This window comes from Bradyrhizobium sp. WSM1417 (assembly GCF_000515415.1).
Lineage (GTDB): Bacteria > Pseudomonadota > Alphaproteobacteria > Rhizobiales > Xanthobacteraceae > Bradyrhizobium.
Genome location: NZ_KI911783.1, coordinates 5,482,326 through 5,506,293 on the forward strand (window position 1 = coordinate 5,482,326; position 23,968 = coordinate 5,506,293).

At 64.1% G+C, this 23,968-nt stretch carries 22 protein-coding genes; 8 read left to right on the top strand and 14 right to left on the bottom strand.

All coding sequences use genetic code 11. From position 1 onward, the window contains the following. Positions 1-153: 153 nt before the first annotated feature. A complete protein-coding gene (gene clpS, locus BRA1417_RS0126760; protein ID WP_018455182.1) occupies positions 154-486 on the bottom strand; it encodes an ATP-dependent Clp protease adapter ClpS in 333 nt (110 codons plus the stop codon). A gap of 487 nt (positions 487-973) precedes the next feature. On the opposite strand from clpS, the gene BRA1417_RS0126765 reads away from it, so the two are divergent. Continuing rightward, positions 974-2,272: a pilus assembly protein gene (locus BRA1417_RS0126765; RefSeq protein ID WP_027518432.1), complete on the top strand. Its 1,299-nt coding sequence runs from the start codon at positions 974-976 to the stop codon at positions 2,270-2,272. Between the two features lie 74 nt (positions 2,273-2,346). On the opposite strand, the gene BRA1417_RS0126770 is transcribed toward BRA1417_RS0126765, so the two are convergent. Beyond that, positions 2,347-2,685, bottom strand: coding sequence for a phasin family protein (locus BRA1417_RS0126770; RefSeq protein WP_027518433.1), 339 nt, complete (start codon positions 2,683-2,685; stop codon positions 2,347-2,349). A gap of 388 nt (positions 2,686-3,073) precedes the next feature. Here BRA1417_RS0126770 and BRA1417_RS0126775 point away from each other — a divergent pair, with 388 nt between their 5' ends. Beyond that, complete coding sequence (locus BRA1417_RS0126775; protein ID WP_027518434.1) at positions 3,074-4,918, top strand: D-alanyl-D-alanine carboxypeptidase; 1,845 nt, start codon at positions 3,074-3,076, stop codon at positions 4,916-4,918. Between the two features lie 223 nt (positions 4,919-5,141). On the opposite strand, the gene BRA1417_RS0126780 is transcribed toward BRA1417_RS0126775, so the two are convergent. The 4 genes from BRA1417_RS0126780 to BRA1417_RS0126795 all read right to left on the bottom strand — a co-directional run bounded on the left by BRA1417_RS0126780 (position 5,142) and on the right by BRA1417_RS0126795 (position 8,939). Continuing rightward, a complete protein-coding gene (locus tag BRA1417_RS0126780; protein WP_027518435.1) occupies positions 5,142-5,867 on the bottom strand; it encodes a DnaJ domain-containing protein in 726 nt (241 codons plus the stop codon). Positions 5,868-5,937: 70 nt separating this feature from the next. After that, positions 5,938-6,687 (bottom strand): hypothetical protein, encoded by a 750-nt coding sequence (locus BRA1417_RS0126785; protein WP_027518436.1) that lies wholly within the window; start codon positions 6,685-6,687, stop codon positions 5,938-5,940. 121 nt (positions 6,688-6,808) lie between these two features. Then, on the bottom strand, positions 6,809-7,669 hold the full coding sequence (locus tag BRA1417_RS0126790) for an alpha/beta fold hydrolase (protein ID WP_027518437.1): 861 nt from the start codon (positions 7,667-7,669) through the stop codon (positions 6,809-6,811). Between the two features lie 346 nt (positions 7,670-8,015). Beyond that, complete coding sequence (locus BRA1417_RS0126795) at positions 8,016-8,939, bottom strand: division plane positioning ATPase MipZ (RefSeq protein WP_018455186.1); 924 nt, start codon at positions 8,937-8,939, stop codon at positions 8,016-8,018. Between the two features lie 280 nt (positions 8,940-9,219). Here BRA1417_RS0126795 and panC point away from each other — a divergent pair, with 280 nt between their 5' ends. Next, positions 9,220-10,071 (top strand): pantoate--beta-alanine ligase, encoded by an 852-nt coding sequence (panC, locus tag BRA1417_RS0126800; RefSeq protein WP_027518438.1) that lies wholly within the window; start codon positions 9,220-9,222, stop codon positions 10,069-10,071. Here the strand turns inward: panC and BRA1417_RS0126805 are convergent. The 4 genes from BRA1417_RS0126805 to BRA1417_RS0126820 all read right to left on the bottom strand — a co-directional run bounded on the left by BRA1417_RS0126805 (position 10,068) and on the right by BRA1417_RS0126820 (position 12,880). After that, entirely contained in the window at positions 10,068-10,508 is a 441-nt protein-coding gene (locus BRA1417_RS0126805) for a DUF1489 family protein (protein ID WP_027518439.1), read from the bottom strand. The two genes, panC and BRA1417_RS0126805, sit on opposite strands and share 4 nt — an antisense overlap. 42 nt (positions 10,509-10,550) lie before the next feature. Then, positions 10,551-11,525 carry a hypothetical protein gene (locus tag BRA1417_RS0126810; RefSeq protein WP_027518440.1) on the bottom strand — a complete coding sequence of 325 codons (975 nt, stop codon included), beginning with the start codon at positions 11,523-11,525 and terminating at the stop codon, positions 10,551-10,553. Positions 11,526-11,684: 159 nt separating this feature from the next. Continuing rightward, the gene (locus BRA1417_RS0126815; RefSeq protein ID WP_007603227.1) at positions 11,685-11,888 is read right to left on the bottom strand and encodes a hypothetical protein; all 204 of its coding nucleotides are present in this window, start codon (positions 11,886-11,888) and stop codon (positions 11,685-11,687) included. A gap of 329 nt (positions 11,889-12,217) precedes the next feature. Next, complete coding sequence (locus BRA1417_RS0126820; RefSeq protein ID WP_027518442.1) at positions 12,218-12,880, bottom strand: glutathione S-transferase family protein; 663 nt, start codon at positions 12,878-12,880, stop codon at positions 12,218-12,220. A 124-nt stretch (positions 12,881-13,004) separates the two neighbouring features. On the opposite strand from BRA1417_RS0126820, the gene BRA1417_RS0126825 reads away from it, so the two are divergent. The 3 genes from BRA1417_RS0126825 (at position 13,005) to BRA1417_RS0126835 (ending at position 17,077) form a co-directional block, all read left to right on the top strand. Further along, on the top strand, positions 13,005-13,718 hold the full coding sequence (locus BRA1417_RS0126825) for a DUF599 domain-containing protein (protein ID WP_007611356.1): 714 nt from the start codon (positions 13,005-13,007) through the stop codon (positions 13,716-13,718). A gap of 1,044 nt (positions 13,719-14,762) precedes the next feature. After that, positions 14,763-16,028 (top strand): glycosyltransferase, encoded by a 1,266-nt coding sequence (locus BRA1417_RS0126830; RefSeq protein ID WP_027518443.1) that lies wholly within the window; start codon positions 14,763-14,765, stop codon positions 16,026-16,028. Continuing rightward, the gene (locus tag BRA1417_RS0126835) at positions 16,025-17,077 is read left to right on the top strand and encodes an HlyD family efflux transporter periplasmic adaptor subunit (protein ID WP_027518444.1); all 1,053 of its coding nucleotides are present in this window, start codon (positions 16,025-16,027) and stop codon (positions 17,075-17,077) included. The genes BRA1417_RS0126830 and BRA1417_RS0126835 overlap by 4 nt, the downstream gene beginning before the upstream one ends. A 595-nt stretch (positions 17,078-17,672) precedes the next feature. Here BRA1417_RS0126835 and BRA1417_RS0126840 read toward each other — a convergent pair. The 4 genes from BRA1417_RS0126840 to mgtE all read right to left on the bottom strand — a co-directional run bounded on the left by BRA1417_RS0126840 (position 17,673) and on the right by mgtE (position 21,593). Next, positions 17,673-18,665 carry a hypothetical protein gene (locus tag BRA1417_RS0126840; RefSeq protein WP_027518445.1) on the bottom strand — a complete coding sequence of 331 codons (993 nt, stop codon included), beginning with the start codon at positions 18,663-18,665 and terminating at the stop codon, positions 17,673-17,675. Positions 18,666-18,714: 49 nt separating this feature from the next. Next, positions 18,715-19,533, bottom strand: coding sequence for an aldo/keto reductase (locus BRA1417_RS0126845; protein ID WP_027518446.1), 819 nt, complete (start codon positions 19,531-19,533; stop codon positions 18,715-18,717). 158 nt (positions 19,534-19,691) lie between these two features. Further along, positions 19,692-20,009: a DNA-binding transcriptional regulator gene (locus tag BRA1417_RS0126850; protein WP_027518447.1), complete on the bottom strand. Its 318-nt coding sequence runs from the start codon at positions 20,007-20,009 to the stop codon at positions 19,692-19,694. 162 nt (positions 20,010-20,171) lie between these two features. Continuing rightward, the gene (gene mgtE, locus BRA1417_RS0126855) at positions 20,172-21,593 is read right to left on the bottom strand and encodes a magnesium transporter (RefSeq protein ID WP_027518448.1); all 1,422 of its coding nucleotides are present in this window, start codon (positions 21,591-21,593) and stop codon (positions 20,172-20,174) included. A 116-nt stretch (positions 21,594-21,709) separates the two neighbouring features. Here mgtE and BRA1417_RS0126860 point away from each other — a divergent pair, with 116 nt between their 5' ends. Both BRA1417_RS0126860 and BRA1417_RS0126865 read left to right on the top strand, forming a co-directional pair. Next, positions 21,710-22,483 carry a polysaccharide deacetylase family protein gene (locus BRA1417_RS0126860; protein WP_027518449.1) on the top strand — a complete coding sequence of 258 codons (774 nt, stop codon included), beginning with the start codon at positions 21,710-21,712 and terminating at the stop codon, positions 22,481-22,483. A gap of 178 nt (positions 22,484-22,661) precedes the next feature. Next, entirely contained in the window at positions 22,662-23,966 is a 1,305-nt protein-coding gene (locus BRA1417_RS0126865; protein ID WP_027518450.1) for a polysaccharide deacetylase family protein, read from the top strand. Positions 23,967-23,968 lie beyond the last annotated feature (2 nt).

A 23,968-nucleotide genomic window follows, 5' to 3' on the forward strand; every position in this document is an offset into this window, starting at 1 on the left:
TGCAAAACCCGTTCCGATCTGGGCGCGGTCGGCAGCGGTCCGAAATTCCGTAGTTTTGCCGTCTGTAACGAACATCGCGCGCAGACATCACGCGGCAATCACACTGCGACATGCACAAGAATCGGCTTCGAACGCGCCGTAACGTGTCGTGTCTTACTTCTTTTCCATCACGCATTGCAGCGGATGCTGGTGCTTGCGAGCGAAATCCATCACCTGCGTCACCTTGGTCTCGGCGATCTCGTAGGTGAACACGCCGCACTCCCCGATCCCGTGATGATGAACGTGCAGCATGATCTTGGTTGCAGCCTCGGCGTCCTTCTGGAAGAATTTCTCCAGCACATGAACGACGAATTCCATCGGCGTGTAGTCGTCGTTCAGGATCAGCACACGGTACAGGTTCGGCCGTTTGGTCTTCGGCTTGACCTTGGTGATGACGGACGTGTTTGGCGCGGAGGGACCGCCGGAACGGTTCTCGTCGTTGCTCATCAGGGCAGCGTGGGCGGCGGCGGCCGCGGACGGATCTGGTCTGGAAGACAGTTGCGGCATGGCTCAGGCGTTCAAATTCCCCACGGAAGCGTATGGCGGTTCGCCGCGCAGCCCCGGCTTTCGGAGCTTCGCACAGGCGCACCGCCTTGTTGGATCGCCGCTTCCAGCCGGTCCGGTCCAAGCCGGATCGGCCTCACCGAATATGGGCCTGCTCCCGGCTCGCCGCAAGCGTGCGACAGCTCGGCCGATGCGGCCACGGCGGTCCCGATTCCCGGTCCGGGCGATCCTCACCAAGGTTAATCAATCCGGACTGATTTGACAAAAGCTTCCGCCCCGCCGGTTTAGAAGATGTTGACCAGGAACCCGGCCGGTAACGCGGCTGCGGCGGTTTCGCGCGGGCTATCTCCGGTTTTCTACGGACCAATTTACCGTGTGTTCAACGGCGTGGCGCGAAAAAGGGCAAAGTCACAGATTTCCGGGAATCGTCATGTCTCGCCTGCCATTCGTCAGCCGTATTGGTCGACACCTCGCCCGGTTTGCAGCGGCCGAACAAGGCAATATCGCCGTGATCTTCGCCATCGCGCTGCTCCCGGTTTTAGGCTTCGTCGGAGCTGCAATCGATTACAGCCGCGCGGCCCAGGCTCGTTCCGCAATGCAGGCGGCCCTCGATTCGACCTCGCTGATGGTCTCCAAGGATCTGTCGTCCGGCAACATCACGACCTCGCAGATCAGCACCAAGGCGCAGGCTTATTTCAACGCCCTGTTCACTGCCACCAACGCCCTGCCGTCGGTCAGCATCGCGGCCACTTACACCGCAAGCACCAGCATGGGCTCCACCATCGAGGTCACCGGCACCGGCACCTACACGACCGCCTTCATGAAGGTCGCAGGCTTCCCGACGCTCGACGTCGGCGCCAATTCCACCAGCGCTTGGGGCCTGGTGCGCATGCGCGTGGCCTTGGTGCTCGACAACACGGGGTCGATGGCCGACGACGGCAAGATGGCGGCGATGCAGACCGCCGCGAAGAGCCTGGTCGACCAGCTCAGCCCGCTCGCCAAGACCGATGGCGACGTCTACATCTCGATTGTTCCGTTTGCCAAGGACGTCAACGTCGGCGCCAGCAACCACAGCAAGTACTGGGTCGATTTCAGCGATTGGGACGCGGCCCGCGGCACCAGGTTCGCCAACCACAACACATGGACGGGATGCGTGGTCGACCGCGACCAGGACTACGACACCAAGAACACGACGCCCACGAGCGGCAACGCGGGAACGCAGTTCCCGGCCGAACAGTACTCCTACTGCGACCCCGGCAGTTCGTCCTATCTGCAGCCAATCATGCCGCTGAGCTACGACTGGAGCTCACTCAAGAGACGGATCGACGCCATGAAGCCCACGGGCAACACCAACCAGGGCATTGGCCTCGCCTGGGGCTGGATGACGCTATCGACTGGCGATCCCATGAACGCGCCGGCCAAGGACACCAACTACACCTACAAGGACGCGATCGTGCTGCTATCCGACGGTCTTAACACGCAGAACCGCTGGTACAGTAACGCCTGGCAAATCGACGCGCGGCAGAAGAAGCTGTGCGACAACGCCAAGGCGGCGAACATCACGATCTATACGGTGCAGGTGAACACCGGCAGCGATCCGACCTCCAGCGTGCTGCAATATTGCGCGAGCGGCACCGACAAGTTCTATCTGGTGACGAAGGCAGATCAGACCGTCTCGGTGTTCAAGGACATCGGCACGTCGCTGTCGAAGCTGCGCGTGGCGCGCTGAGATCGACACCCCGCGACAAACAAAAAAGCCCGGCTGCTTCAGCCGGGCTTTTGATTCCAGGTCGTCAAAGAACGTTAGTTGGCGGCCGGAGTGAATTTCGACACGATGGTCTCGACCGGCTTGAACGCCTGCTTGGCGAGGTCGCTGTAAAGGCCGGCGATCTTCTGCGATTCCGCGACGAAGGACTCGTAGGCGGAACGGGCGAATTCGGTCTGCGCTTCGACGGCCTTGTCCAGCGACTTCACGCCGGAAAGCTTCTCGACGAAGGACTTGGTGTCTTCGAACGACTTCTTGGTGTAGTCGCCATAGGCGCTGGCGATCGCCTGAAGGCCGTGCTGCATCGAGGTCGCGGAGGCGACGTACTGCTCGAAGTGCTCTTTCCCGTAGCCTTGAAAGTCTTCAACCTTGAACATTCGGAATCCTTTTCCCTAGCTCTCGTCGGGAAGCCCCGGCTCCCTGACCCTGCTCACAATTAGTGCAACGCACAAAAAAGTCAAGAATTTTGTGCGTCGCACAAATTGCATGCTAAATTAGCCGGTATTCCCGGGGTTTCCCGCAATGGTTCCTTAAGCTTTTGGAAACCGCGGCCCCCTACTTTGATTCCTTGGACGTGTTCAACTTCCACAAGCGGCCAAAAGCCGTTGGAGAACATCACCTTAGCCAGAACAGCGGCTCGGGCCCAACGTCCCCCGCGGCGAACACCTGCGGAGGGACAGCCTGAGCAGGTAATGATCCCGGGTCCGTTGGGCACAATTTCGCCTCACGAGCCGGTGATCAAGTCAGAAACGGGGACGGGGTTTCATGCTTCGTAAAAACTTGTCTTCCTCGCGCTTGGCGCGGGTTGGCGTTTTTGGGCTTCTTGCGGTCACCAGTGCGGTCATCTTCACCACAGATGCTGCCGAGGCGCGGCGCCACCGCCGTCACTACGCGCACCACCGCGTGCAGCGCGATGTGTCCGAGAGTTCCAGCCCGAAATTCGCGTCGATCATCGTCGATGGCAATTCCGGTTCCGTGCTTCAGGCCACGAGTCCCGACGGGATCCGCCATCCGGCCTCGCTGACCAAGATCATGACGCTCTATCTGCTGTTCGAGCGTCTCGAGTCCGGGAAGATGAAGCTCGACACCGAAATGCCGGTGTCGCAGCACGCCGCCGATCAGGATCCAACCAAGCTGAACCTGCGTGCCGGCCAGACCATTCGCGTCGAGGACGCGATCAAGGGTCTCGTCACCCGCTCAGCCAACGACGCAGCCGTTGTGATCGCGGAAGCGATTGGCGGCGACGAGGACGACTTCGCCCAGATGATGACGCGCAAGGCGCGTTCGCTCGGCATGTCCAGGACGGTTTACCGCAACGCCAACGGTCTTCCCAACGACGAGCAGGTCACGACCGCGCGCGACCAGGCCACGCTCGGCCGCGCCATCCAGGAGCGCTTCCCGCGCTACTATCGCTATTTCGCGACCTCGACGTTCAACTGGCGCGGACAGTCGATCCGGAACCACAATCATCTGCTCGGGAATGTCGAGGGCGTGGACGGCATCAAGACCGGCTACACCCGGGCCTCCGGCTTCAATCTCGTGAGCTCGATGCGCCGCGGCAACCGCCACCTGATCGGCGTGGTGCTGGGCGGCCGCAGCGGCGGCTCGCGCGACGCCATCATGCGCAACCTGCTCGCGGAGAACCTCGACAAGGCCGCGACCACCCACACCGTCGCCGCGGTCACCGAACGCAACGGCTCCGACGCCGCTGCCGAAGTCGCTGATGCGTCGGATACCCCGGCCCGCCCCGCTCCGCAGGTTCAGGCTGCCCCTGCTCCCGAAGCAGCCCCGTCGCGTCTCGCCGCCCGCCTCTCGACGCTTGCGGCCGCGACTGCTGCGGTGCCGCCGGCTCAGCCCAGATCTGAAGCCAACAAGCCTGACGTTCGGCCGACTGAATCCAGGATCGAGCCTGCGCCGCTCACCAATGGCGTGATCTCGAGCCAGCCGCTCTCGATCATTCCCGGCTCGTCCGAGCCGATGAAGCCGGTCCGGGTCAAGACCGTCCAGGTCAAGGCCGGCGCCGTGAAGGTCGCCTCCGCCGCCCCGGCTCAGATCGCACCGCAAGTCACGAGCACGATCGCGTCCCGCTCCGACGTCGCCGAAACCTCCGGCGCCGTCGTGGCCCGGGCAGACCTCATCAACAAGCCCGAGGTCGCCAGCCAACCGGAAGCTCCGAGAGCCGAGATCGGCCGTTCCGAGCTGCCGCGTCAGCCGGCGGGCTTCGGCACCGGCAATGGCATCCTCGGCGTATTGCCGGCCGCCACCGCCGCCGCACCCGCCCCGGCTGCTACGAAGCTTGCGTCAGCCGACCCGGCGCTGCAGCCGGTCCAGATGAGCGCCACCACGAAGCCGGTCGTCACCCACAGCGGCTGGATCGTCCAGGTCGGCGCGCTCGAGAGCGAGAACGAAGCCCAGCAGCGTATCGACGCCGCGCGCAGCTCGGCTCGCGGCCTGCTCAGCAAGGCCGATCCGTTCACCGAACCGGTCGTCGCGAAAGACAATCGCAAGCTCTTCCGCGCTCGCTTCGCCGGGCTCGACCGCGACCAGGCGGAAGCCGTCTGCCGCACCCTCAAGCGCGCCGATATCTCCTGCATGACCGTCCGCAACTGATCTTTCGCACCGCTCCAATCAAAATGCCCGCGCCTTGCGCGGGCATTTTCATTTCGGGACGCGGTGACCGACGAGGCTGTTCCACGACAACCTCTCGTCAAGGATTTACGGTTAAAACTTTACGCAAGGGATCGACCACGCCGACAATGGCGGGCATCGGGGCGACGGCAAACAGAGCAAACGGGGCTCACACGGGACGAGCGTTTGTAGCGTGGTGCCGGAGTTAGCCGTTATGCGTGCGAAGCAGAGTATCCTTGGCCTCGTTTACACGGGCAGCGAGATACGTCGAGCCCCCCTGGTCGGGATGCAGTTTCTTCATCAGGGACTTGTGAGCCCGGCTGATGTCGTCACGCCCCGCCCCCGGCTGCAGGCCAAGGATCTGATAGGCCTCCTCCGTCGTCATTTTGCCGGTCGCCACCGTGCGGCGCTGCCCCCCTGCCGCGTCGCCCTGCGCGTTCTGACGCCAAGCGGGAAACCGGCGGTCCAGATAGCTTTCAAGTAGGGCCACGCTCTCGGCGTCGAACGCCGGGACCATTGCCAGCAGGGCCGCGAGATCGAACTCATCGAGATCGCGCCCGGCGTGAGGCCCGGCGACGACCCGGCCTCCGAGCTGGCCGGAATCGTGATCGAGCCGCATATCCAGGAATTGCGAGCGCACGCGCGACGCCTGACCGGCCGGGCGCGTCGCGCCGGCGCCGAACAGCCCGCCGATATTGCCGAAGCCGGCGTTTGCCATCGGTGTCCAGCCCAGGAGCCCGGCGCCGAATATCCCGAGCGGAATCGCCACCACCAGTTCGCCCTTCAAGCCGGTGAACGCTGCGACAGCCAGCGCGACCACGCCGCCACCGAACCTGATCGCGCGCGCAAGCACGGCCGGATTGGCCGAACGGAACATCTGGAGCAGCAGATAAAGGGTGATAACAGCGATAGCGCCGGCGATCAGGGTCATGGCCGGAATATAGTCGGCCTACCACCAAAAAGCATCGTGTCCTTGCGCCCCCGCCGACCGCGCGCCCGCGCTACTTCATCTGGCCGATCAGCCTGGCCGCGCCACTGGCGGTCTTCGCCAATTGCAACAGCGCCTCGCGTCCGCCGGCCGCGTAGGCAGCGGCTGCGCGCAACAGCTCGCGCAACTGCGCCGCCGCACCCGGATCGAACCGGCACCAGGCGCCCCCGGTCAGGCGGGCGATCTCGCGAAAGGCCTGCTCGGCCACCGCGTCATGGCCTTCCTGAAATACGAACACAGGCACCTTGAGCATGCCGAGCTCGCCGGCCTTGGCGCAGAGCTCGTCGACGTTCTCCTCCATGGCGTCGCCGACGAAGACAACGGCGCGCACGCCGGATGCGACTGCCTCGCGCCGCGCCTCGCTCAGCACCTTGCGGATCTGGGTGTCGCCGCCACGGCAATCGATCTTGCTCATCAGCGCCGCAAGCCTGGCGCTGTCGGAGATCCATCCCGTGGCGCGACACTCGTTGAAGCCGCGATAATAGACGAGCCGGATGTCGAGACTACCGAGCGCGGCGGTCTCACGGAACATTTCGGCCTGAAGTGCGCAAGCCATGTCCCAAGTCGGCTGCCGGCTCATCGTCGCATCCAGCGCGAAGATCAGCCGCCCTTTCGCACCAGGCGCATGCGGTGACAGCGCGCGCGCGTTTGCGACGAAGGCGGCGATGTCCTCCGAGGTCGAGGTCCCCGCCTGCGGCACAGTGCCAGCTGGTTGCGTCGAGACGGCGTCGCGGCCGCGCGGTTTGATGGGTTCGCCCGACATTCCTTGACCTTGGCGTGAACGGCTAATGTGGTCAGCGCATGCCGCCCGGTCAATGTGCAAAGCCCCCGCAGGCGGAAGCCGGCGGAGGTTTTGAAAAGCGGTGTCAACGACGAGGAAGGCGTCAGCTCTTGGCAGGCGCCATCAAAGCGACCGGCCCGGGCTCCAGAATCTTGGGCGGGGACGATTGCGTGTCGACCGGCGCCACTTCGCTGTCGGTCGCGCTCAGGAACTTGTCGAGCATGCCCTGGATCGAGTTCTTGGCAGCGTCCGGACCGGTGTCGCGCATGTCGTTGTGCTGGAATTCGGTCTTCACGACCTGGATGCCGGCCTTCTCGCATTCCTCGTCGGTGGGGATCACGCCCGCATCGGCCTTGAACTGCGGATCGGTGGAGCGGAACGACAGGATCTTGAACTTGCCGGCGGTGACGAAGGGCACGCGAAGATTGTCGAGCGTGACGACTTTCTTGACCTCATCAGGATACTGCTTGGCGAAATACATCGTGATGTCGCCGCCCATGGAGTGGCCGACCATCGTCACTTTTTCGTAGTCGGCGTTGGGCTGAACCTTCTTCATCTCCTGCATGGCGAGATGGATGTTGGCGACGCCGCGCAGGATCTGCGGCAGCCGGCCGACATAGATCTCACCGGGCTTGGTCACCATCGGAGGATCGGCCGGCAAATCATGCTGCGGGCTGACGACGAGGTAGCCGCGCGCAGCGAAAATGTTGGCGAGGAAGCCGTACTCGGTATTCTTGACGGTGTTGCCGTGGTTGATCACGGCGACCGGCATCGTGATCATGCCGGCATTGGCCTGCATTTCCTTGTCACGACGGATCGCGATATCGACGGGCACCGCACGGTTGTCGCGCGAGGCATCGTAGAAGGTGATGGTCTCGTGCCTGATCGCCCACTTGCTCGCCGTGAAATAGGCGACGCCGCAGAGGGCACTGACCGAAACCAGAACGGCAATTCCACGCTTCATTTTCGTCCTCAGCCTCAGGCTCTTGTGGCCTGAACCCCTGTTGAAAATCGTGTTCTTCCGGAGCTCTTCGGCCCCTGGTCGCCTATTCCCTAATATATGTCACAGGCGCGTGACAGGAAGGCTAAATATTGTGAACCATCAGCCCTTTCATTGTGCGGCGCACACGCTTCTTGGGCACCTCGCTCTCACGCGGCTACGTCAGGCTGCACGTCACCTTCCGACGCAACCTGTCTCGATTGGGTTCAATTTTGCAGTAAACGCGGGGTGAAAACGGTTGAGCGCGAGCTCGGTTCCCCCCGGAAGACCGGCCGCTTTGATCGACTGGAAGTAGCGATATACCGCCGCCTCAGGCGCCGAGGATGTCGTGGACCTCGAGCGGCTTGTCGACCTGGTTGAACCACTCGGCGCGGTTGGCGGCGCGGCGGCGTCCGCGCTCGTCGAGCGGAAGCTTGAGCTGGCGGAGCAGGCTGGTCACCTCCTCCCGTGCGGTGAGATGGCCGAGATTGGGCCGCATGCCGAGCGTGGCCTCGTCGATCTCGTCCAGCGCGGTCAGGCCGCGCGGGAAGAACTCGCGATAGACGACGCGTTCGGCGAAGCCGTCGACGTAGCGGAAGCCGAGCCGTAGTGACAAATCCTTCAACCCATCGGCAACGAGTTGCTTGTTGCGGGAGCCGAGCATCGACAGGCGGTTGCGCACGACAATCCAGTCGGTAGTCGCGCCATCGAGCTGGCGGCGCTTGCGCCTGACATCCCGCACCATCTCAGCGTAGTGGCTCTCGCCCGTCACCGCGTAATTGGCGGGATCGACGGTGCCGAGCACGTCGAAATCGAGGAAGCTGTCGTTGATCGGGGTCACCAGCGTGTCGGCCATCGAGTGCGCAAGCCGCATCAGGTAGCTGTCGGTGCCGGGCGTATCGATGACGATGAAGTCAAAGCTGCTCTCGACCGCCGAGACCGCCTCCATGAACTGAAGGAACTCCGAATTCTCGTTCTCGGCGACCTGCATGGTTTCGCCGAGCTTGATGCAGCGATGCAGCGGCAGTTCGAGGTCGAGCTTGGTGCGGCGCGCCCAGGCGGAACGGTTGTTGATGTAGTGGGTAAAGCTCTGCTGACGGCAGTCTAGGTCGATGGTGGCGACGCGCTGGCCGGCTTTCAGTAGCGCGACTGCGATGTGCAGGGCGGTCGTCGACTTGCCGGAGCCGCCTTTCTCGTTGCCGAGCACGACCACATGCGCCGAGCCGGACTGGCCTTGGCTAGCTTGCACAAGCATCGCGATCCTCAACACCCCTAACGAATATCTTCGAGTTGGCCGCGTCTGCGGTCAAGTGAAATGCGTGACAGGCAATACAAATCGCGGCGCGCCGTCCTTCATCATGAATCGCCGCGCCGCTTCGCGTCTGTGATCCAGCCCACAATGTCGCGACACTTGCGCGGCTTTGCGCGGGATGCTGTGCCGCATCCAGATGCGTGGCGTCCATCGTCGCCGCTTGTTAAGGTTAGTCCGCCGGGCGCCGGGACGCGCCCGCCGATTCCCAACCCGTCGAGTTCTGATGTCACGCAGCCCCTTGATCGCCCGCACGGTCCCCACCCTGCGACGCGCCGTCGACAATCTTCGCAAGCGAAAGGCCACGATCGCGCTGGTCCCGACCATGGGAGCGCTCCATGACGGCCACGTGTCGCTGGTGCGCCAGGCCAAGCGGCGCGCGAGCCGCGTCGTGGTGTCGATCTTCGTCAACCCGACCCAGTTCGCGCCGACCGAGGATTTTGGCGCCTATCCGCGAACCTGGAAGGCCGATCTCGCCAAGCTCGCCGCCGAGGACGTCGATATCGTCTGGCATCCCGGCGCCGAGTCCATGTATCCGGAGGGCTTTGCCACCCGCATCCTGCCGGAGGGACCGGCGCTGGCCGGCCTCGAGGACCGCTTCCGCCCGCATTTTTTCGGCGGCGTCGCCACCGTCGTCGGCAAGCTGTTCACGCAGTGCCGGCCGGATCTCGCAATCTTCGGCGAGAAGGATTTTCAGCAGTTGCGGGTGGTGGCGCAGATGGCCCGCGACCTCGACCTCGGCGTCAAGGTGATCGGTTCCCGCACCGTGCGCGAGCGCGACGGGCTCGCGATGTCCTCGCGCAACGTCTACCTGTCGCCAGAGGAGCGGCAGACCGCAATCACGCTGTACCGCGCCATGAACGAGAGCGCCGGGCGCATCCGCGCCGGCGAAGCGGTCACGGCCGCAATGGCACGCGGTGCCGCGATGATCACGGCGGCCGGCTTTGAGCTCGACTATTTCGAGGTGCGCCATGCAGCGACCCTGGCGCCTGTCACCTCGCGCAAGGACGGCCCCTTGCGCATCCTGGTCGCGGCCAAGCTCGGCACGATCCGGCTGATCGACAATATCGCGGTTTAGAGCAGCCCGAGATCGCGCAGCTCGCGCCGCATCGGCTCCGGCATCGCCGCGATCGAGCCGGCGGCGGACTTGCCGAGATCGGGCGGCACCGAATCGTCGGCGAGATAGCGCCAGCCCTGGAACGGGCGCATCGGCCGCGGCGACACCGGGATCACCTTCGGCTGCATCACGATCCGGCAGCGCCCGATGCCGTCCTTGTCGCGGAACGGCTCGATGCCGATGATCTTTTCGCGCGCGGCGACCTCACCCTTGATCACCCAATAGAGCGACCCACCCGACAGGATCTCGGCGTCGCGCTTGGGCACCATGCGGGTGATGTGGATGTGATGTTGCGGCAGACCCTTCTTCTTGGCGGTCTGCATCCGTTCGGCGGTCCACTCCTTCAATTCCTTGATGGATTCGCAGCCGACGGCGAGCTTGATCAGATGTAGTGGCATGCCCAAGCATTAGCCGGGCAGCCACGCATTTGGAATGCCGATCTACTCGTTATCCGCAGGCGGGGGAGCTGCGGCCGGCGGCGTGAGCGGAACCGGTGCTGCCGCCGGCGCCCGCGCAGCCTTCGGCGCAGGCGGCTTCTTCGCGGCGGGAGCTGCGGCCTGTGCCGAGGCCGCTGCCGGGGCGCGCGGAGCCGGCGCGGCCGCTGCGTTCGCGGTGGGCGCCGCCTGGCGCGTCGGCGGCTCCGGATTCATGATGCTGACCGGAGGCGTCGACGAGGCACTGGGGAACTCCGCATTGGTCGGCTTGCCCGTCGGCATCGACTGCGGCAGTCCGGCAAGCGCGGCAGTGGCCGGCAACGATTGCGCCGCTGCAGGCGTATTCCAGGTCGGCGCGTAGCGCGCGACCAGCGTGTCGTAGAGATGGGAATCCATGTTGGCGGCGACCTGCTGCTGGTCGGTCAGCGAGCGGAAGGCGGCGCAGTCGAACTGGGTGCAGCCGTCGCGCACGACCAGTACCTGCGCGACCAGGCCGTAGCGATCACGCTCCAGCGATCTGCGCAGCACCTTGATGTCGGGCGTCAGGCCCTTCTCGGCGGTCGCGGCATCGCCGAGCGCCGTCAGCCGGTCGATCCTGGCCGCGGTGGTGGAGACGGCCGCCGCCGCCGCGTCAGGCGCGCCGAACAGCGCCTTCTCGCAGCCCATGGCCACGGCATCGCCGGCGAGATCGTCGAGACAGGACAGCGCCGGCAGGCTCGCGGTCATCGCGGCCTGCCCGCGGGCCTCGGTCGGCGTGGTCTGCCCCGCCGGTCCATCGACACGCACGACGGCAGCCAACGCGATGGCAATGGCCAGCAGTGCAACAACGGTCAGCGCACCGTTGGCGACCGATCGCTCGGCGCGCAGCAGCGTGACCAGGAGGATCAGTCCGAAGAAGCCGGCGGCCGCCAGCATCATCCACATTGGAAAGCCCGGCGAACGCCAGATTTGGTCGAGCGACGAGGCCCATGCCCAGTTCATGCGCGACGTCCCCTCACGCGAGCAGAGAGCGAATGGTCAAAGCGAGCACCGAGAGTCGGCAACTGCCCCCGCCCCACCTTTTGAAGCTGAAGCGGGCCTTTTGACGGCGGCAGGATACAATTCCCCGGGGACGCGCCAATGCGCGGATAGCGTCGGCCTTCAGGACAGCGCGAGCTGGCTTTCCTTGGCGACGCGTTCGAAGGCTTCGGTCGAGCTCTTGATCCGGTACTGACAGTCGTCACCATCGGTCGGCAGCAAGCGGATGATCTCATACGAGCCGCTGGCAGCAGGGCGTGCGACATTGCTGGCCGTGAACAACACGCGCGATCCAATAGGGAATTTGTGCTTCAACACCCTCTCCATCACTCAAACAACGCCTGCCACGCCCATGGTCCCACTGCGTTGGCCGGCCGGAAACCCGGCTGCTGTATAGCATGAGGCAGGCCTTTTTGGCCAGCAGTATGCGACATGGCAAACGTGCGAATTTTGCAGTTATTTCAGAGTGATGCCGCCAGCCGATGATACCGTTGGAACCGGTTCTTCAGGCGCTATAGAGCAAACGGCCGTCGGGGCTGGCGTGATCCACCGCCTTGGGCGGTTCCTGGGCCGTGAGGTCCCTCTCCTTGCCGACCACTCGGGCGATCGAGCGCCGCCGGCTTGCTGCGTCAAGCGAGCCCGATCGCAACCACAGATTACACGGTCTCGAACTTTTCGATGACGAGCGTTTCGGCGAGCGCGTCCCGGGTCCATTCCTGGAATGCCGGCAGCGCCAGCATCGTGTCCATGTAGGCCCGGGTCTCCGGCGTGACCTCGATCGCGTAGGTGCGAAAGCGGTGCACGACCGGGGCATACATCGCATCGGCCGCGCCGAAGCGCCCGAACAGGAACGGTCCATTGGCGCCATACCGGGTCCGGCACTCGCGCCAGATCTCCTGCACGCGCGCGATATTGGCCTCGGCGTCCGCCGACAGCGTCACAGGGCGCACCGGGCGGTGCAGGTTCATGCCGCATTCGTTGCGAAGGGCCATGAAGCCGGAATGCATCTCGGCGCACACCGAACGGGCATGGGCACGGGCGGCGGCATCGTCAGGCCACAGCTTCACTTCCGGGTAGCGCTCGGCGAGGTATTCGATGATGCTGAGCGAATCCCAGACCGTGGTGTCGCCGTCGACCAGCACCGGAACCTTGCCGGCGCGGCTGAACGAGATGATCTGCTCCTTGTCCGCGGGATTGTCGGTGTAGAGCGGGATCAGGGTCTCCACGAACGGGATGTCGTTGGCGCGGAGCGCGAGCCACGGCCGCATCGACCATGACGAGTAATTCTTGTTGCCGATTGCGAGTTTCAGCGCAGCCATGTCATCAGTCCTTCTCGATCCGCCTTGAAGCGAGCCGCTTTTAACGCCATCGCCTGCCGCCAATCAATCGTTGCTGCACCTCGCCATGCGTGGCAAGCGTTGCGATCCTCGCCAGGAGACAGACATGAGCAGGCATTGGGTCGACATCACCGCCGTCGGCTTCTTCATCATCGAGTGGCTGGTCTACGCGCTGACGCTGGAGCATTCGGCCTATGGCCGCGACAGCCTGTCGGCGCGCATGAACCGCTACCGCGAAGTGTGGGTGCGCCGGCTGCTCGACCGCGACGCGCGCATGGTCGATATGCAGATCATGGCCTCGCTGCAGAACGGCACTGCCTTCTTCGCCTCCACCAGCCTGATCGCGCTCGGCGGCGCGCTGGCGCTGCTGCACGCGACCAACGACGCGATCACGATCTTGAGCAAGCTGCCGATCGATCTCAGCACCTCGCCGGCGATGTGGGAGCTGAAATGCGTCGGCCTCGTCCTGATCTGCGTCTACGCCTTCTTCAAATTCGCCTGGTCGTACCGCCTGTTCAACTATGTCGCGATCCTGTTCGGCGGCATGCCGGCGGCCTCGCAGCGTGACACGCCGGAGGCCGAAGCCCACGTGATCCGCACCTCGCGCCTGTTCGAATCCGCCGGCCGCCATTTCAACCGCGGCCAGCGCGCCTTCTTCTTCGCACTCGGCTATCTCGGCTGGTTCGTCAGCCCCTGGGTGTTGTTCGTGACCACGGCAGCCGTGGTCATCGTGACCTGGCGCCGGCAATTCGCCTCGAGCGCGTGGGAGGCCATGGCGCCGGAGGTGGTGGATGGCGAGGAGATGAAGCGCGGTCGTTGACGCGCTCGTGTCCCGGACGCGCTGCAGCGCACTTGCGCTGCGTCCGGGGTACGAGGGCGGAGTGTGGCGGACAAGTCGCTGCGCTCGCACTGACGCAGTATGAGGCGGCAGCGCCACTTCTCCAGCTCGCATGAATTACAGACATAGCTTCGCACTCTCGCGGCGCATTTCGCCCGTATCTTTGCCTGGTCACTCACCCTCTTATCCAAGAGGGCACAGGGAAGACTGCGATCATAGTCCTAAGCCGGCGGTCTCGGCCTGCTATGTGTAGCGATTGCCGTACGGGAAGTCCGTAAAGCCGCTTTGATCTATCTCAATTCTCTGACAGGAGCGGGCATCAGTTTGAGAGAGTCGCGTCCATCGCTTCGCCGCGCCGGCCGGGCGGTTGGGCGCTTCCAGGGAGCTCGATATGATCAAGTCGCTCGGAATTGCCACGTTCGCCTTCTTCTTCGCAGTATCGGCTCAGGCGATGACACCTGCCCCGATTGCACAGCCCGAAAGCCTGATTACGGAAGTCGCTGCTGCCTGCGGCGTCGGTAGGACACGTATCAACGGCGTGTGCGTCGCACGGACCACCGTCCGCCAAACCCGTCGGGCGGTCCGCAGATGTGTGAGAGGGACAACGTGCTGATTGGCTGTCCTCAAGGACAATACGCAAAGTGGTGCGTCGCGATTAGAATTCTAGAGTACCGACCCCAACGGTACATCGACGCCCCCACCGGCCTCAGTCTTTCCAGACTGAGGCCGTCTTGCGCCTGAAAGGTTGGACGGACCGGTTACCTTGTGGGATTTATCGACGCGGGGAACAACTCCAACCGCAACGATGATGCCGGTACGCCAACAATCAGCCTTCGAGAGCCGGTCATCGTCAACTGACGAAGCCGACGCTGCAGGTGAATAGCGCAAACGCAAAAAGCAAATGTTTACGCAATTTACCACTCGACCATCAACGCGATGGTCTTCATTTTCTCGTCTGATAATTACCTTGCGCGCCTTGTTTGGTCGGATGCTCGGAGTGGTCCTGTCGTAGTGGAGGTGGCCGGCATGTCCGAAATGGTGGAAGTGCTCGCCGGAACGAGTTTATTTCTACTCGCCTTCTCGCTGCTGATATTCGACATCCCCCGCTACACCTTATCGCTGGTGTCTCTTGCTCTGTTCAGCTCGAAGCGGCGAAGCGCCAGCGGGACGGTTTGCCAGGCGACAGTAAGCGTGATTATCCCGACATTCAACGGCGGCTCCGGGCTTGGTCCTTCGATCAGCTCGCTGCGCCGGCAAACCCTGCGACCTGTCGAAATCATCGTCGTCGACGACGGCTCCACCGACGAAACACGCGCGGTCGCGGAGCGGGCGAGAGCGCAGGGCCTGGTTGACATGGTCATCTGCCATGGGACCCGCTGCGGCCGCAGCGCTGCCATCAACGCTGCAGCACGGTTTGCCCGCGGCGCTCTGCTTTTGACCGTGGATGCCGACACTGTCTTCGAACCGAACGCGGTTGAGCGCCTCGCTGCTGCGTTCGGCGATCCGCTCGTCGCCGGCGCAAGTTGCAGCATCGCGATCAGCAACGAGCGCGACTCGATATGGACAGGACTTCAAAGCGTCGAATACCTGATGTCGATCACCGCGGGGCGGTCGATCCTAGACGTGGTGGATGCGATCGCGTGTCTGTCCGGCGCCTGTTCCATGTATCGCCGGGATATTTTCGCGCAGCAGGGCGGGCTCGACGTCGGCCCGGGAGAGGATATGGAGTACACCTTGCGGCTTCGCAGGCTCGGCTATGTCATTCACTTCGTGTCCGATGCCTGGGCGGAAACAGCCGCCCCCGCAAGTGGCATAAGTCTGTTGCGCCAGCGTGCGCGCTGGGATCGCGATGCTCTGCGCATCCGCTTCATGATGTATGGCGAGCTGAGTTTTCGCCACCCGCTAGAGCGTTTACCGGACACAATCCAACGGCTGGACTTCATCGTCTTCGATCTCGTTCCGACGCTCAGCCTGCCATTCTACTTGGCCTACATTGTGCTGTTGTTCGGCTCGGATGCCGTGTTGTTTCTTTCGGCGATATACGTGCTGCTGCTCTGGATCTCGGTCTTCAATATGGCACTTGTGTTCGCCCTATTCCATCGATCCGTCGGAACGTTTGGCTGGAAGATGGCTCTGATCTTTCCCTTTTACCAGGGTGTCTATCTCAAGTGCGCCCGGTTCTTTTCCTACTCTTCGGAAATCATCTTTGCCTCGTCGCGGAACGATGATTTCGTGCCGCCGCGCGTTCGCCGTGCACTATTCGGCGATCGGACGAAGGAAGTGGCCAAATGACCATCACCCTAACACGGCTCGATCCCCATATCCCCGACCCCATCGAGAGCCGTCGGCGCGCGGCCGGACGGGCTGTCCGCGCCGCCTACGCGACAATCGTATTTGGCATACTCGCATTCTTTGTAGTCTATTTCGGCAGGCCACTCCTCTATCTCGGCGGCCCCGGTAGCGTGTCCTCGCCGAGATATTTGGTTTCACTGCCTTACATCGTGCAGATTAATAGCATCAGCGTGCTGAGAGGTGCATCGGTCAGGGCCGGCGAAGAAATCGGAAGGGTTCGGTCTCCGCAGCACGATGAAATCGTCGCTACCTATATGCGCTCACTTGCGGACATTGCCGGCCGCAGGGCGGAATTGCGTGTCAAGGCCCGGGTTGCGCGCGAATCGCTCGACGCGGCGCGTTCTCATCTGCGGCTTGCTGAGGAAGCTGTCGAGCTTATCGCAACCTCATCGGCTGCGAGCCTGAATTACCGCATAGACATGTCCCGGGAGCGCGCCCTGGCGAACAAAGCCGTGGTCTCGCAGGAGGCGGAATCCGCCGAAGCCACCACTCAACTGGCTGCTCTCGACGAATTCAGCCGGCAACTCGGTGACCGCCTCGAAAAGGTTGAAAGCAGCTTTGCCGGCGGGAGAGTCTTTGCGCCCATAGCTGGCATCGTCGCGAACAATCCTGCGCGTGCCGGCCAATCGCTGGTGGCGGGCACCCCGATTGCAGAAATTCTCGACCCCACGGATGTCTTCGTCGACTGGTACGTTCCTAACGAACGCCTGTCCGATCCAAAAGTCGGCAACGAAGTGTTTGTCCTGTTCGGCAACCGGCGAATTCTGGGCGAGATCATTGAAATCCTGCCGGTGTCAGATGTGTACCCGGGACCGGGCTCGTCAGTGGCGCGCGAGCGTACCGCGTCGCAAATCGCGCGAATTAGGTTCAGCCCAGGCGCGCATCTCCCGGCGCTGAACTCGGCCGTCGACGTCCACATGCACTATACGCAACTCAGCGCGCGGATCGCTTCCGTGCTGGTGGGAATATTCGGGCTCGACGAGCTGTGAGAGGGAGCGGGGTGCAGCATGCAGATCGAAGGGACTCAAACGAATTGCCCGGCTTGCGGCTCATCCGCTCTGATCTCGTTTCCGGTATTCCACCACATGATCTGCGCCTATGTTGGTCCGGAGTATGACTTCGCACCAAGCATCGCGGGATATACGTGCCCGAAATGCTGCCGCGAGATTGTGTCGGCTGACCCAGCTTGCGAGATCGTGGGCACTAGCGCGCGGTGCACAAGGTGTTGGGTTGAGATGGTGGTGTCCCCAGCGTGTGCTCCGGCTGGTTTGTAAGGATTAGCGGCGATCTCGGCTTGTCCGTCCCCAGACGCAAAGTTGGACGTACGGTTGCCGCGTCCACCGCAAGCCCGGCCCGCGAACGTGACGACCACAAGATCGCCCCTCAAGGATGAGCCGGGATGGACGACACATCCGCCAACGGAACTTCGGTAAAGAGGAATATATCTGCGCGAGCGGATTGACGGGGGCGACACAGGCGCGGTCGCGTAGCGCGGATGGAGCGCGGCGCAATCCGGGAAGGTGCCAGACGCAGCGCGAGCGGCCCCGGATTGCTCTGCGCTCCATCCGGGTGACGGGCCATCTGCTAGCCGCCGAAATCCCGCGGCGAGAACGGCAGGTCCATCACCTTCCATTCCCCGTATTTGTCGGCCGGCAGCATCTTGTAGGGCTGGCAGGCCTGAAGCGCGCTGATGGCGGACTTCACGAGCGCCACGCCCTTCGCGGACGGCGGGGCTTCGATCAGGATCGGCTCGCGCGCCAGCGTGCCGTCGGTCGCGAGCACCGTGCGCAGCTTGATGTTGACGTTGTCGGTCGGCGCGACGCCCGCCGGCAGCTTGGCGCAGCTTCGCAGGTGACGACGCAACTCGGCGATGATTTCGGCCGGCAGCTTGGCCGCGATTGAATCCTTGGCATCGCCGCCATCGTCCTTGGGAGCGTCTTTCGGCAGCTCCGTCGGCATTTCCGGCGGCAGGCCCAGCATGACGCCGTACTTGACGGTGACATCGGGCTCCGGCGCCTGATAGGCCGGGGGCGGCGCGGCCGCTGGCTGCGGCATCGCTTGTGGCAGGAGTTGCGGCGCCGGGGGCTGCGGCGTCGCCTGAGGTGGTGGCGACTGCGATGGCTGTGGCTGTGGCGGTTGAGGCTGCGGTTGCGTCTGCGCGTTTGCCTCGCGCTGCGGCTGCTGCTGAGGCGTCTGTGAAGGCTGTGGCTGCGGCTGTTTTTGCTGCGGCTGTTCGGGCGAGGCCTGCTGCTTCGAGGACGGTGCTGCGGCCTGCTGCTTCGCCTCGGGCTTCGGCGCGGCAGCCGCCTTGTCCTTGTCGGTGAAATCCAGCTTCGGCAGTTTCAGGTCAGGGGTCGGCTCCGGCGGCTTCGCCTTGAGTTTCTCCTCTGCCTTCTCCTCGGCCTTGGCCTCCTCCTGCTTCACCTGCTCCGGCGTCACGATGCTGACGGAAACCGTTTCGGGCGGGCTGGCGTGAAACGGATGGACTTCGCTGATCACGATGATCAGCGCGACCAGCGTCAGATGGGCGATCGCCGACGCTGCAATGTCCGTCCGTATGATCTTCCGCAGTTCCATCGCCTGACTTCAGGTTGCCAAGCTGGTCCTAGCATACGGCAGCCCCCTCTCAATCCCATTTTGGCGCGAAGCCGAAATCGGTCAGGCGACCCTTGGGACTGGCTAGCGCCGCGATTTGGGCCATCTCGTCGTCCGAAAGCTCGAAATCGAATATCTCGATGTTTTCCGACAGGCGTTCGACGCGCGAGGTGCGCGGGATCGCAGCGACATTCTGTTGCACCAGCCAGCGCAGGCAGACCTGCGCCGGCGTCTTGTGATGCAGACGTCCGATCTCGGCGAGCGTCTGGTCGGTCTTGATCCGCCCCCTGGCGATCGGGCTGTAGGCGACCAGCGCGAGCCCGTGCTGATCGCAGGCCGCCCTCACCTTCGCCTGGTCGAGATAAGGGTGGTATTCGACCTGGTTGCAGGCCAGCGGCTCCGGCGACAACGCCACCGCCTGTTCGATCAGCGCGACGGTGAAATTGGAGACGCCGATGTGGCGGGTCAGGCCCATGCGCTTGGCATGCGACAACGCCCCCAGCGTCTCCTCCAGCGGCACGTGCGAATTGGGCCAGTGCAGCAGCAAGAGATCGACGGAGGGAAGCCGCATGCGCACCAGACTCTCCTTGACCGAGCGTTCGAGATCGTGGGGCGCGAAATGATTGGTCCAGACTTTTGTGGTCAGGAAGATGTCGTCGCGGCGCACGCCTGAGGCACGCAAGCCGTCGCCGACCTCGCGCTCATTCTCGTAGACCTGTGCAGTGTCGATGTGGCGATAGCCGAGCCGCAGCGCCTGCTCGACCACACGCGCGCACATGCGCCCGCTCAGCTCCCAGGTTCCCAGCCCGATCGCCGGTATTCTTGCGCCGTTGGTCTCGACGAACAGCATGAGGAATCCTCTCTGTCGCGGTCGCCCCAATCATCATCCCGACGTCATTATGAACCCGGCTAGCGACACTGCCAACGGGCGACACCGGCCGCCGAGCCGGATATTGCGCGCAATGCTAACGGGAGGTTCGCGCAAAGGCTTGACGCCAGGCCTTGACGTCAGGCTTTGGCGAGCGCCTGGAACACGGTGTCGGGCGCATGCGCGATCACGGCGAGCAGCGCGCGGGCGGGTCCCCGCGGGGCGCGCTTGCCCTGCTCCCAGTTGCGGATGGTCTCGACGGGAACGCCGAGCTTCGCGGCGAACTCCATCTGGGTCAGGCAGGCACGGCGGCGCAAATCGCGCACGGCGAGCGAGCTGGCTTCGGCCGGCGCTGCGTTAGATACCGGCTGGATTGGAAACGGCTGGACCGGAAACTCCTGCCCATCCCGCAACTCGACAATCCGTCCGTCCGCCTTCAGCCGCACACGCATGCTCATTCCCCCAAGCAAGGCGATGATGCGGCAGGCCGCTTAAGTTCGGATTAAAGATGATGGCCAGTAGCCCGGATGGAGCGCAGCGCAACCCGGGGCGTCTCTGGAGCCGACGCATCCGCCCCGGATTACGCTGCGCTCCATCCAGGCTACGGATTTCAACAGCTCCTACCTCAACCCGAACCACAACGTCGCGATGCCCAGGAAGGAAAAGAAGCCGACGACGTCAGTCACCGTTGTCACGAACGTGCCTGACGCCACCGCCGGATCGGCTCGCACACGTTCGAGCGCCATCGGGATCAGGATGCCGCCGAGCGCGCCGGCGAACAGGTTCACGATGATGGCGAGCCCGATGACGAGGCCCAGGCCCGGGATCCTGAACCAGGCCACCGCGGCGACGCCCGTGATCACGGCAAAGGCGAGACCGTTGACGAGGCCGACCAGGCCCTCGCGCATCACCACGCGCCAGGCATTGGAGGAGCCGAGCTCGCGCGTCGCCAGCGCGCGCACCGCGACCGTCATGGTCTGGGTCGCGGCATTGCCGCCCTGGCTTGCGACGATCGGCGCCAGCACGGCAAGCGCCACCATCTTCTCGAGCTGGCCCTCGAACAGGCCAAGCACGGAGGACGCCAGAAAGGCGGTGGCGAGATTGACCAGCAGCCAGTTGAACCGCGCGCGTGCAATGGTGAACACGGTGTCGGACAGCTCTTCGTCGCTGTTGACGCCGCCGAGCGCCTTGAGGTCCTCGTCCGCCTCTTCCTCGATGACGTCGACGACATCGTCGACGGTGATGACGCCGACGAGGCGGTCCTGGGTGTCGAGCACCGGGGCTGCGACGAGATTGTACTTGCCGAACATGCGCGCCACCTCCTCCTGGTCCTCCAGGACGGAGACGCGGCGGCGATCCTCATCGGTCAGCTCGGCAAGCGCCACCGGACGGCGTGCACGCAGCAGCACGTCGAGCGAGACCGCGCCCTGCCAGTGCTGCTCCTTGTCGACGACGTAGATCTCGTAGAAGCGGTCAGGCAGATCCGGCGTCTCGCGCATGTAGTCGATCGCCTGTCCGACGGTGAAATCCTGCGGCACGGCGATGAACTCGGTCTGCATCCGGCGGCCGGCGGAGTTTTCCGGATAAAGCAGGCTGCGCTCGAGCACGACGCGCTCCTTGAGCGGCAGCTTCTCGAGGATCTCCTCCTGATCGGCCTGATCGAGCGTTTCCAGCAGCTCGACCGCGTCGTCGGATTCGAGCTCGCGCACACCTTCCGCGACCGTCTGCGGCGGCAGTTCCTCGAGGATTTCCTCGCGCACGCCCTCGTCGAGCTCGTTCAGCGCGGAGAAGTCGAAATCGCGCCCCGTCAGTTCGACCAGGCGGACCCGATCGTCAGGCTCGAGAGCCCCGATGAGATCGCCGAGATCGGCCTCGTGCAGCTCGGCAACGCAGGCGCGCAGCGCGGCGCTGTCGGCGGCCTCGATCGCATGGGCAATTTCCGCGACGAATTCGTGACGAATTTCGCCGTCTTCATTGCGCATCGGTACGTGGTCGAGTACCGATTCCGCGGCAGACGCGGCACCGTCCAGATGTTCATCCATGGCGCGCCTCGCCGTTCGACAGGTTGGAACGAGTGGTCTGAGCTGATGGTTCAGGCAATACCCACAAGGCAACTCCGAGCGCAATGACAAAGATGCTTCGACTGAGGTGGACCTCGATGGCGGCGGGCGCAGCCCTCGCCGCCCTCACCGGCATTGCCTCGACTGAAGCCGCCGAGTGCCCGCGCAAGGACGCGCTCGGCACCTCCCGCGTTCTGAGCGTCGACGCCAAGACCACGCCGCGCGTGGGCCTGAAGAGCTTTCCGCAGACGTTGGCCCTCGCCGATCACGAGGTCGTGCTGACCTTCGATGACGGACCGTATCCACCGACGACCTCGAAGGTATTGGCGGCGCTGGCGCAGGAATGCGTGCGCGCGACCTTCTTCCTGATCGGCCTGCACGCCTCCGAACACCCCGAGATGGTCAAGCGCATCGCCCGCGAGGGCCACAGCATCGGCCACCACACCTTCTCGCATCCGTTCATGGCGCGGATCCCGCTCGACAAGGCGAAGAGCGAGATCGACCGCGGCATTGCCGCCGACGAGATGGCGCTGCACGGCACGCCGACGACGACACCCTCGACGCCGTTCTTCCGGTTTCCCTATTTCGAAGCGACGCAAGCCGAGCTCGACCTGCTGCAGTCCCGCGGCATCGTCGTGTTCGGGGCTGACCTGTGGGCCAGCGACTGGAACGAGATGACGCCGGAGCAGGAATTGAAGCTCGTCACCGAGCGGCTCGCCGCCGCCGGCAAGGGTATCATCCTGTTCCACGATCCCAAGGCGCGCACGGCCGCGATCATGCCGGCCTTCCTGCGGTATCTGAGGGAGAACGGCTATCGGGTGGTTCACGTCGTGCCGGCGGGCGCATCGCAGAAGAGTGCCGACGCGCATTGATGCCGGAATGTCACGCCGGCGCAAAATGGGGTGATTTGGGCCCTATTAACAGTCTGTTCATGCTACGCCATGCAAGTATTGAGGGGACTTGCAACGGCAAAGGCTCTTGCGCCTGAACCGTTTGCTGATGTCTCGGACCTACTATGGCGGCAATCGCATAAGAGGGCAGACGGGGTTCATGATCGGAAGTAGCGTTGTTGCTCGGACGCGATCGTGGATCGTCCTTTGCCTTGGTGGATTCCTCGGCGGATTTTTGGGTGTCCTGACCATCGGCTCGCCGGCCATTGCGGCCGACTGCCCCGGCCATCCGGACGCGCTCGGCACCTCCCGTACGCTCGTGGTCGACCCGCACGAGCATCCCCGCATCGGCACCATGCAGTACCGCGAGACGCTGCCGCTGAAGGACCATGAAGTCGTCCTGACCTTCGACGACGGTCCGTTGCCGAAATATTCCAACCAGGTGCTGCAGATCCTCGCCGACGAGTGCATCAAGGCGACCTTCTTCATCATTGGCGAACAGGCCAAGGCGAACCCGGAAGGCGTGCGCAAGCTGGTCGCAGCGGGCCATACCGTCGGCACGCACAGCATGAACCATCCGCTCACAATGGACCGGATGCCGCTCGACAAGGCCGAGGCGCAGATCAATGGCGGCATCGAGTGGACGTCGGCCGCAATGACCGATCCGTCCAAGCTCGCGCCGTTCTTCCGCATTCCCGGCCTGATGCGCGCCGACGGCGTCGAGAACGTTCTGATCTCGCGCGGGATCCAGGTCTGGAGCGCCGATTTCCCGGCCGACGACTGGCGCCATGTGTCGTCCGATCGCGTCTATCAGCTCGCGATCCAGCGGCTTGAGGCCAAGGGCAAGGGCATCCTGCTGCTGCACGACATCCAGGCCCGCACGGTGGCGGCGTTGCCGAAGATCATCCGCGATCTCAAAGCGCGCGGCTATCGCATCGTGCACGTGGTGCCCGCGACCCCCGAGCAGCCGGCGACGCCGACCACTCCGGTGGAATGGCTGCTGCATCCGCCGACCGAGACCACACCGATTGCGCGCTGGCCGGCCGTGCCGAACTTCGTGTTCGCGCACACCGAGAGGCTTCCGGCGCCCTCGCTGGCCGACCTCAACGCACAGGCCGCGCATCAACTGCTGCTGCCGCGCAAGACCATGGCCCTCGCCAATGTCGCGGCCACCCTGCCCGTGCCCGGCCGCGATCTCTTTGCGATCCCCGAGGGCTCGGTCGAGGTGCTGCTGTCGACGACCTTGTCGCGGCGTGCCGCGACGCGCCTGGCCATGGCGGCCGAGACGCCCCGTGCGGCCAAGGGCAAAGCCGGCAAGTCGCGCGCTCCCCGCACCGCGCGCGCTGCTCATGGCACACCGAAGCATGCCGCAGAGACCGAGGGCACTGCAGCTAAGAGCGCCGCGCCCAAAAGCACTACGCCGCGCCCGACCCGTGTGGCGAGCCTGAAGAAGCGCGCGCAGTAGAA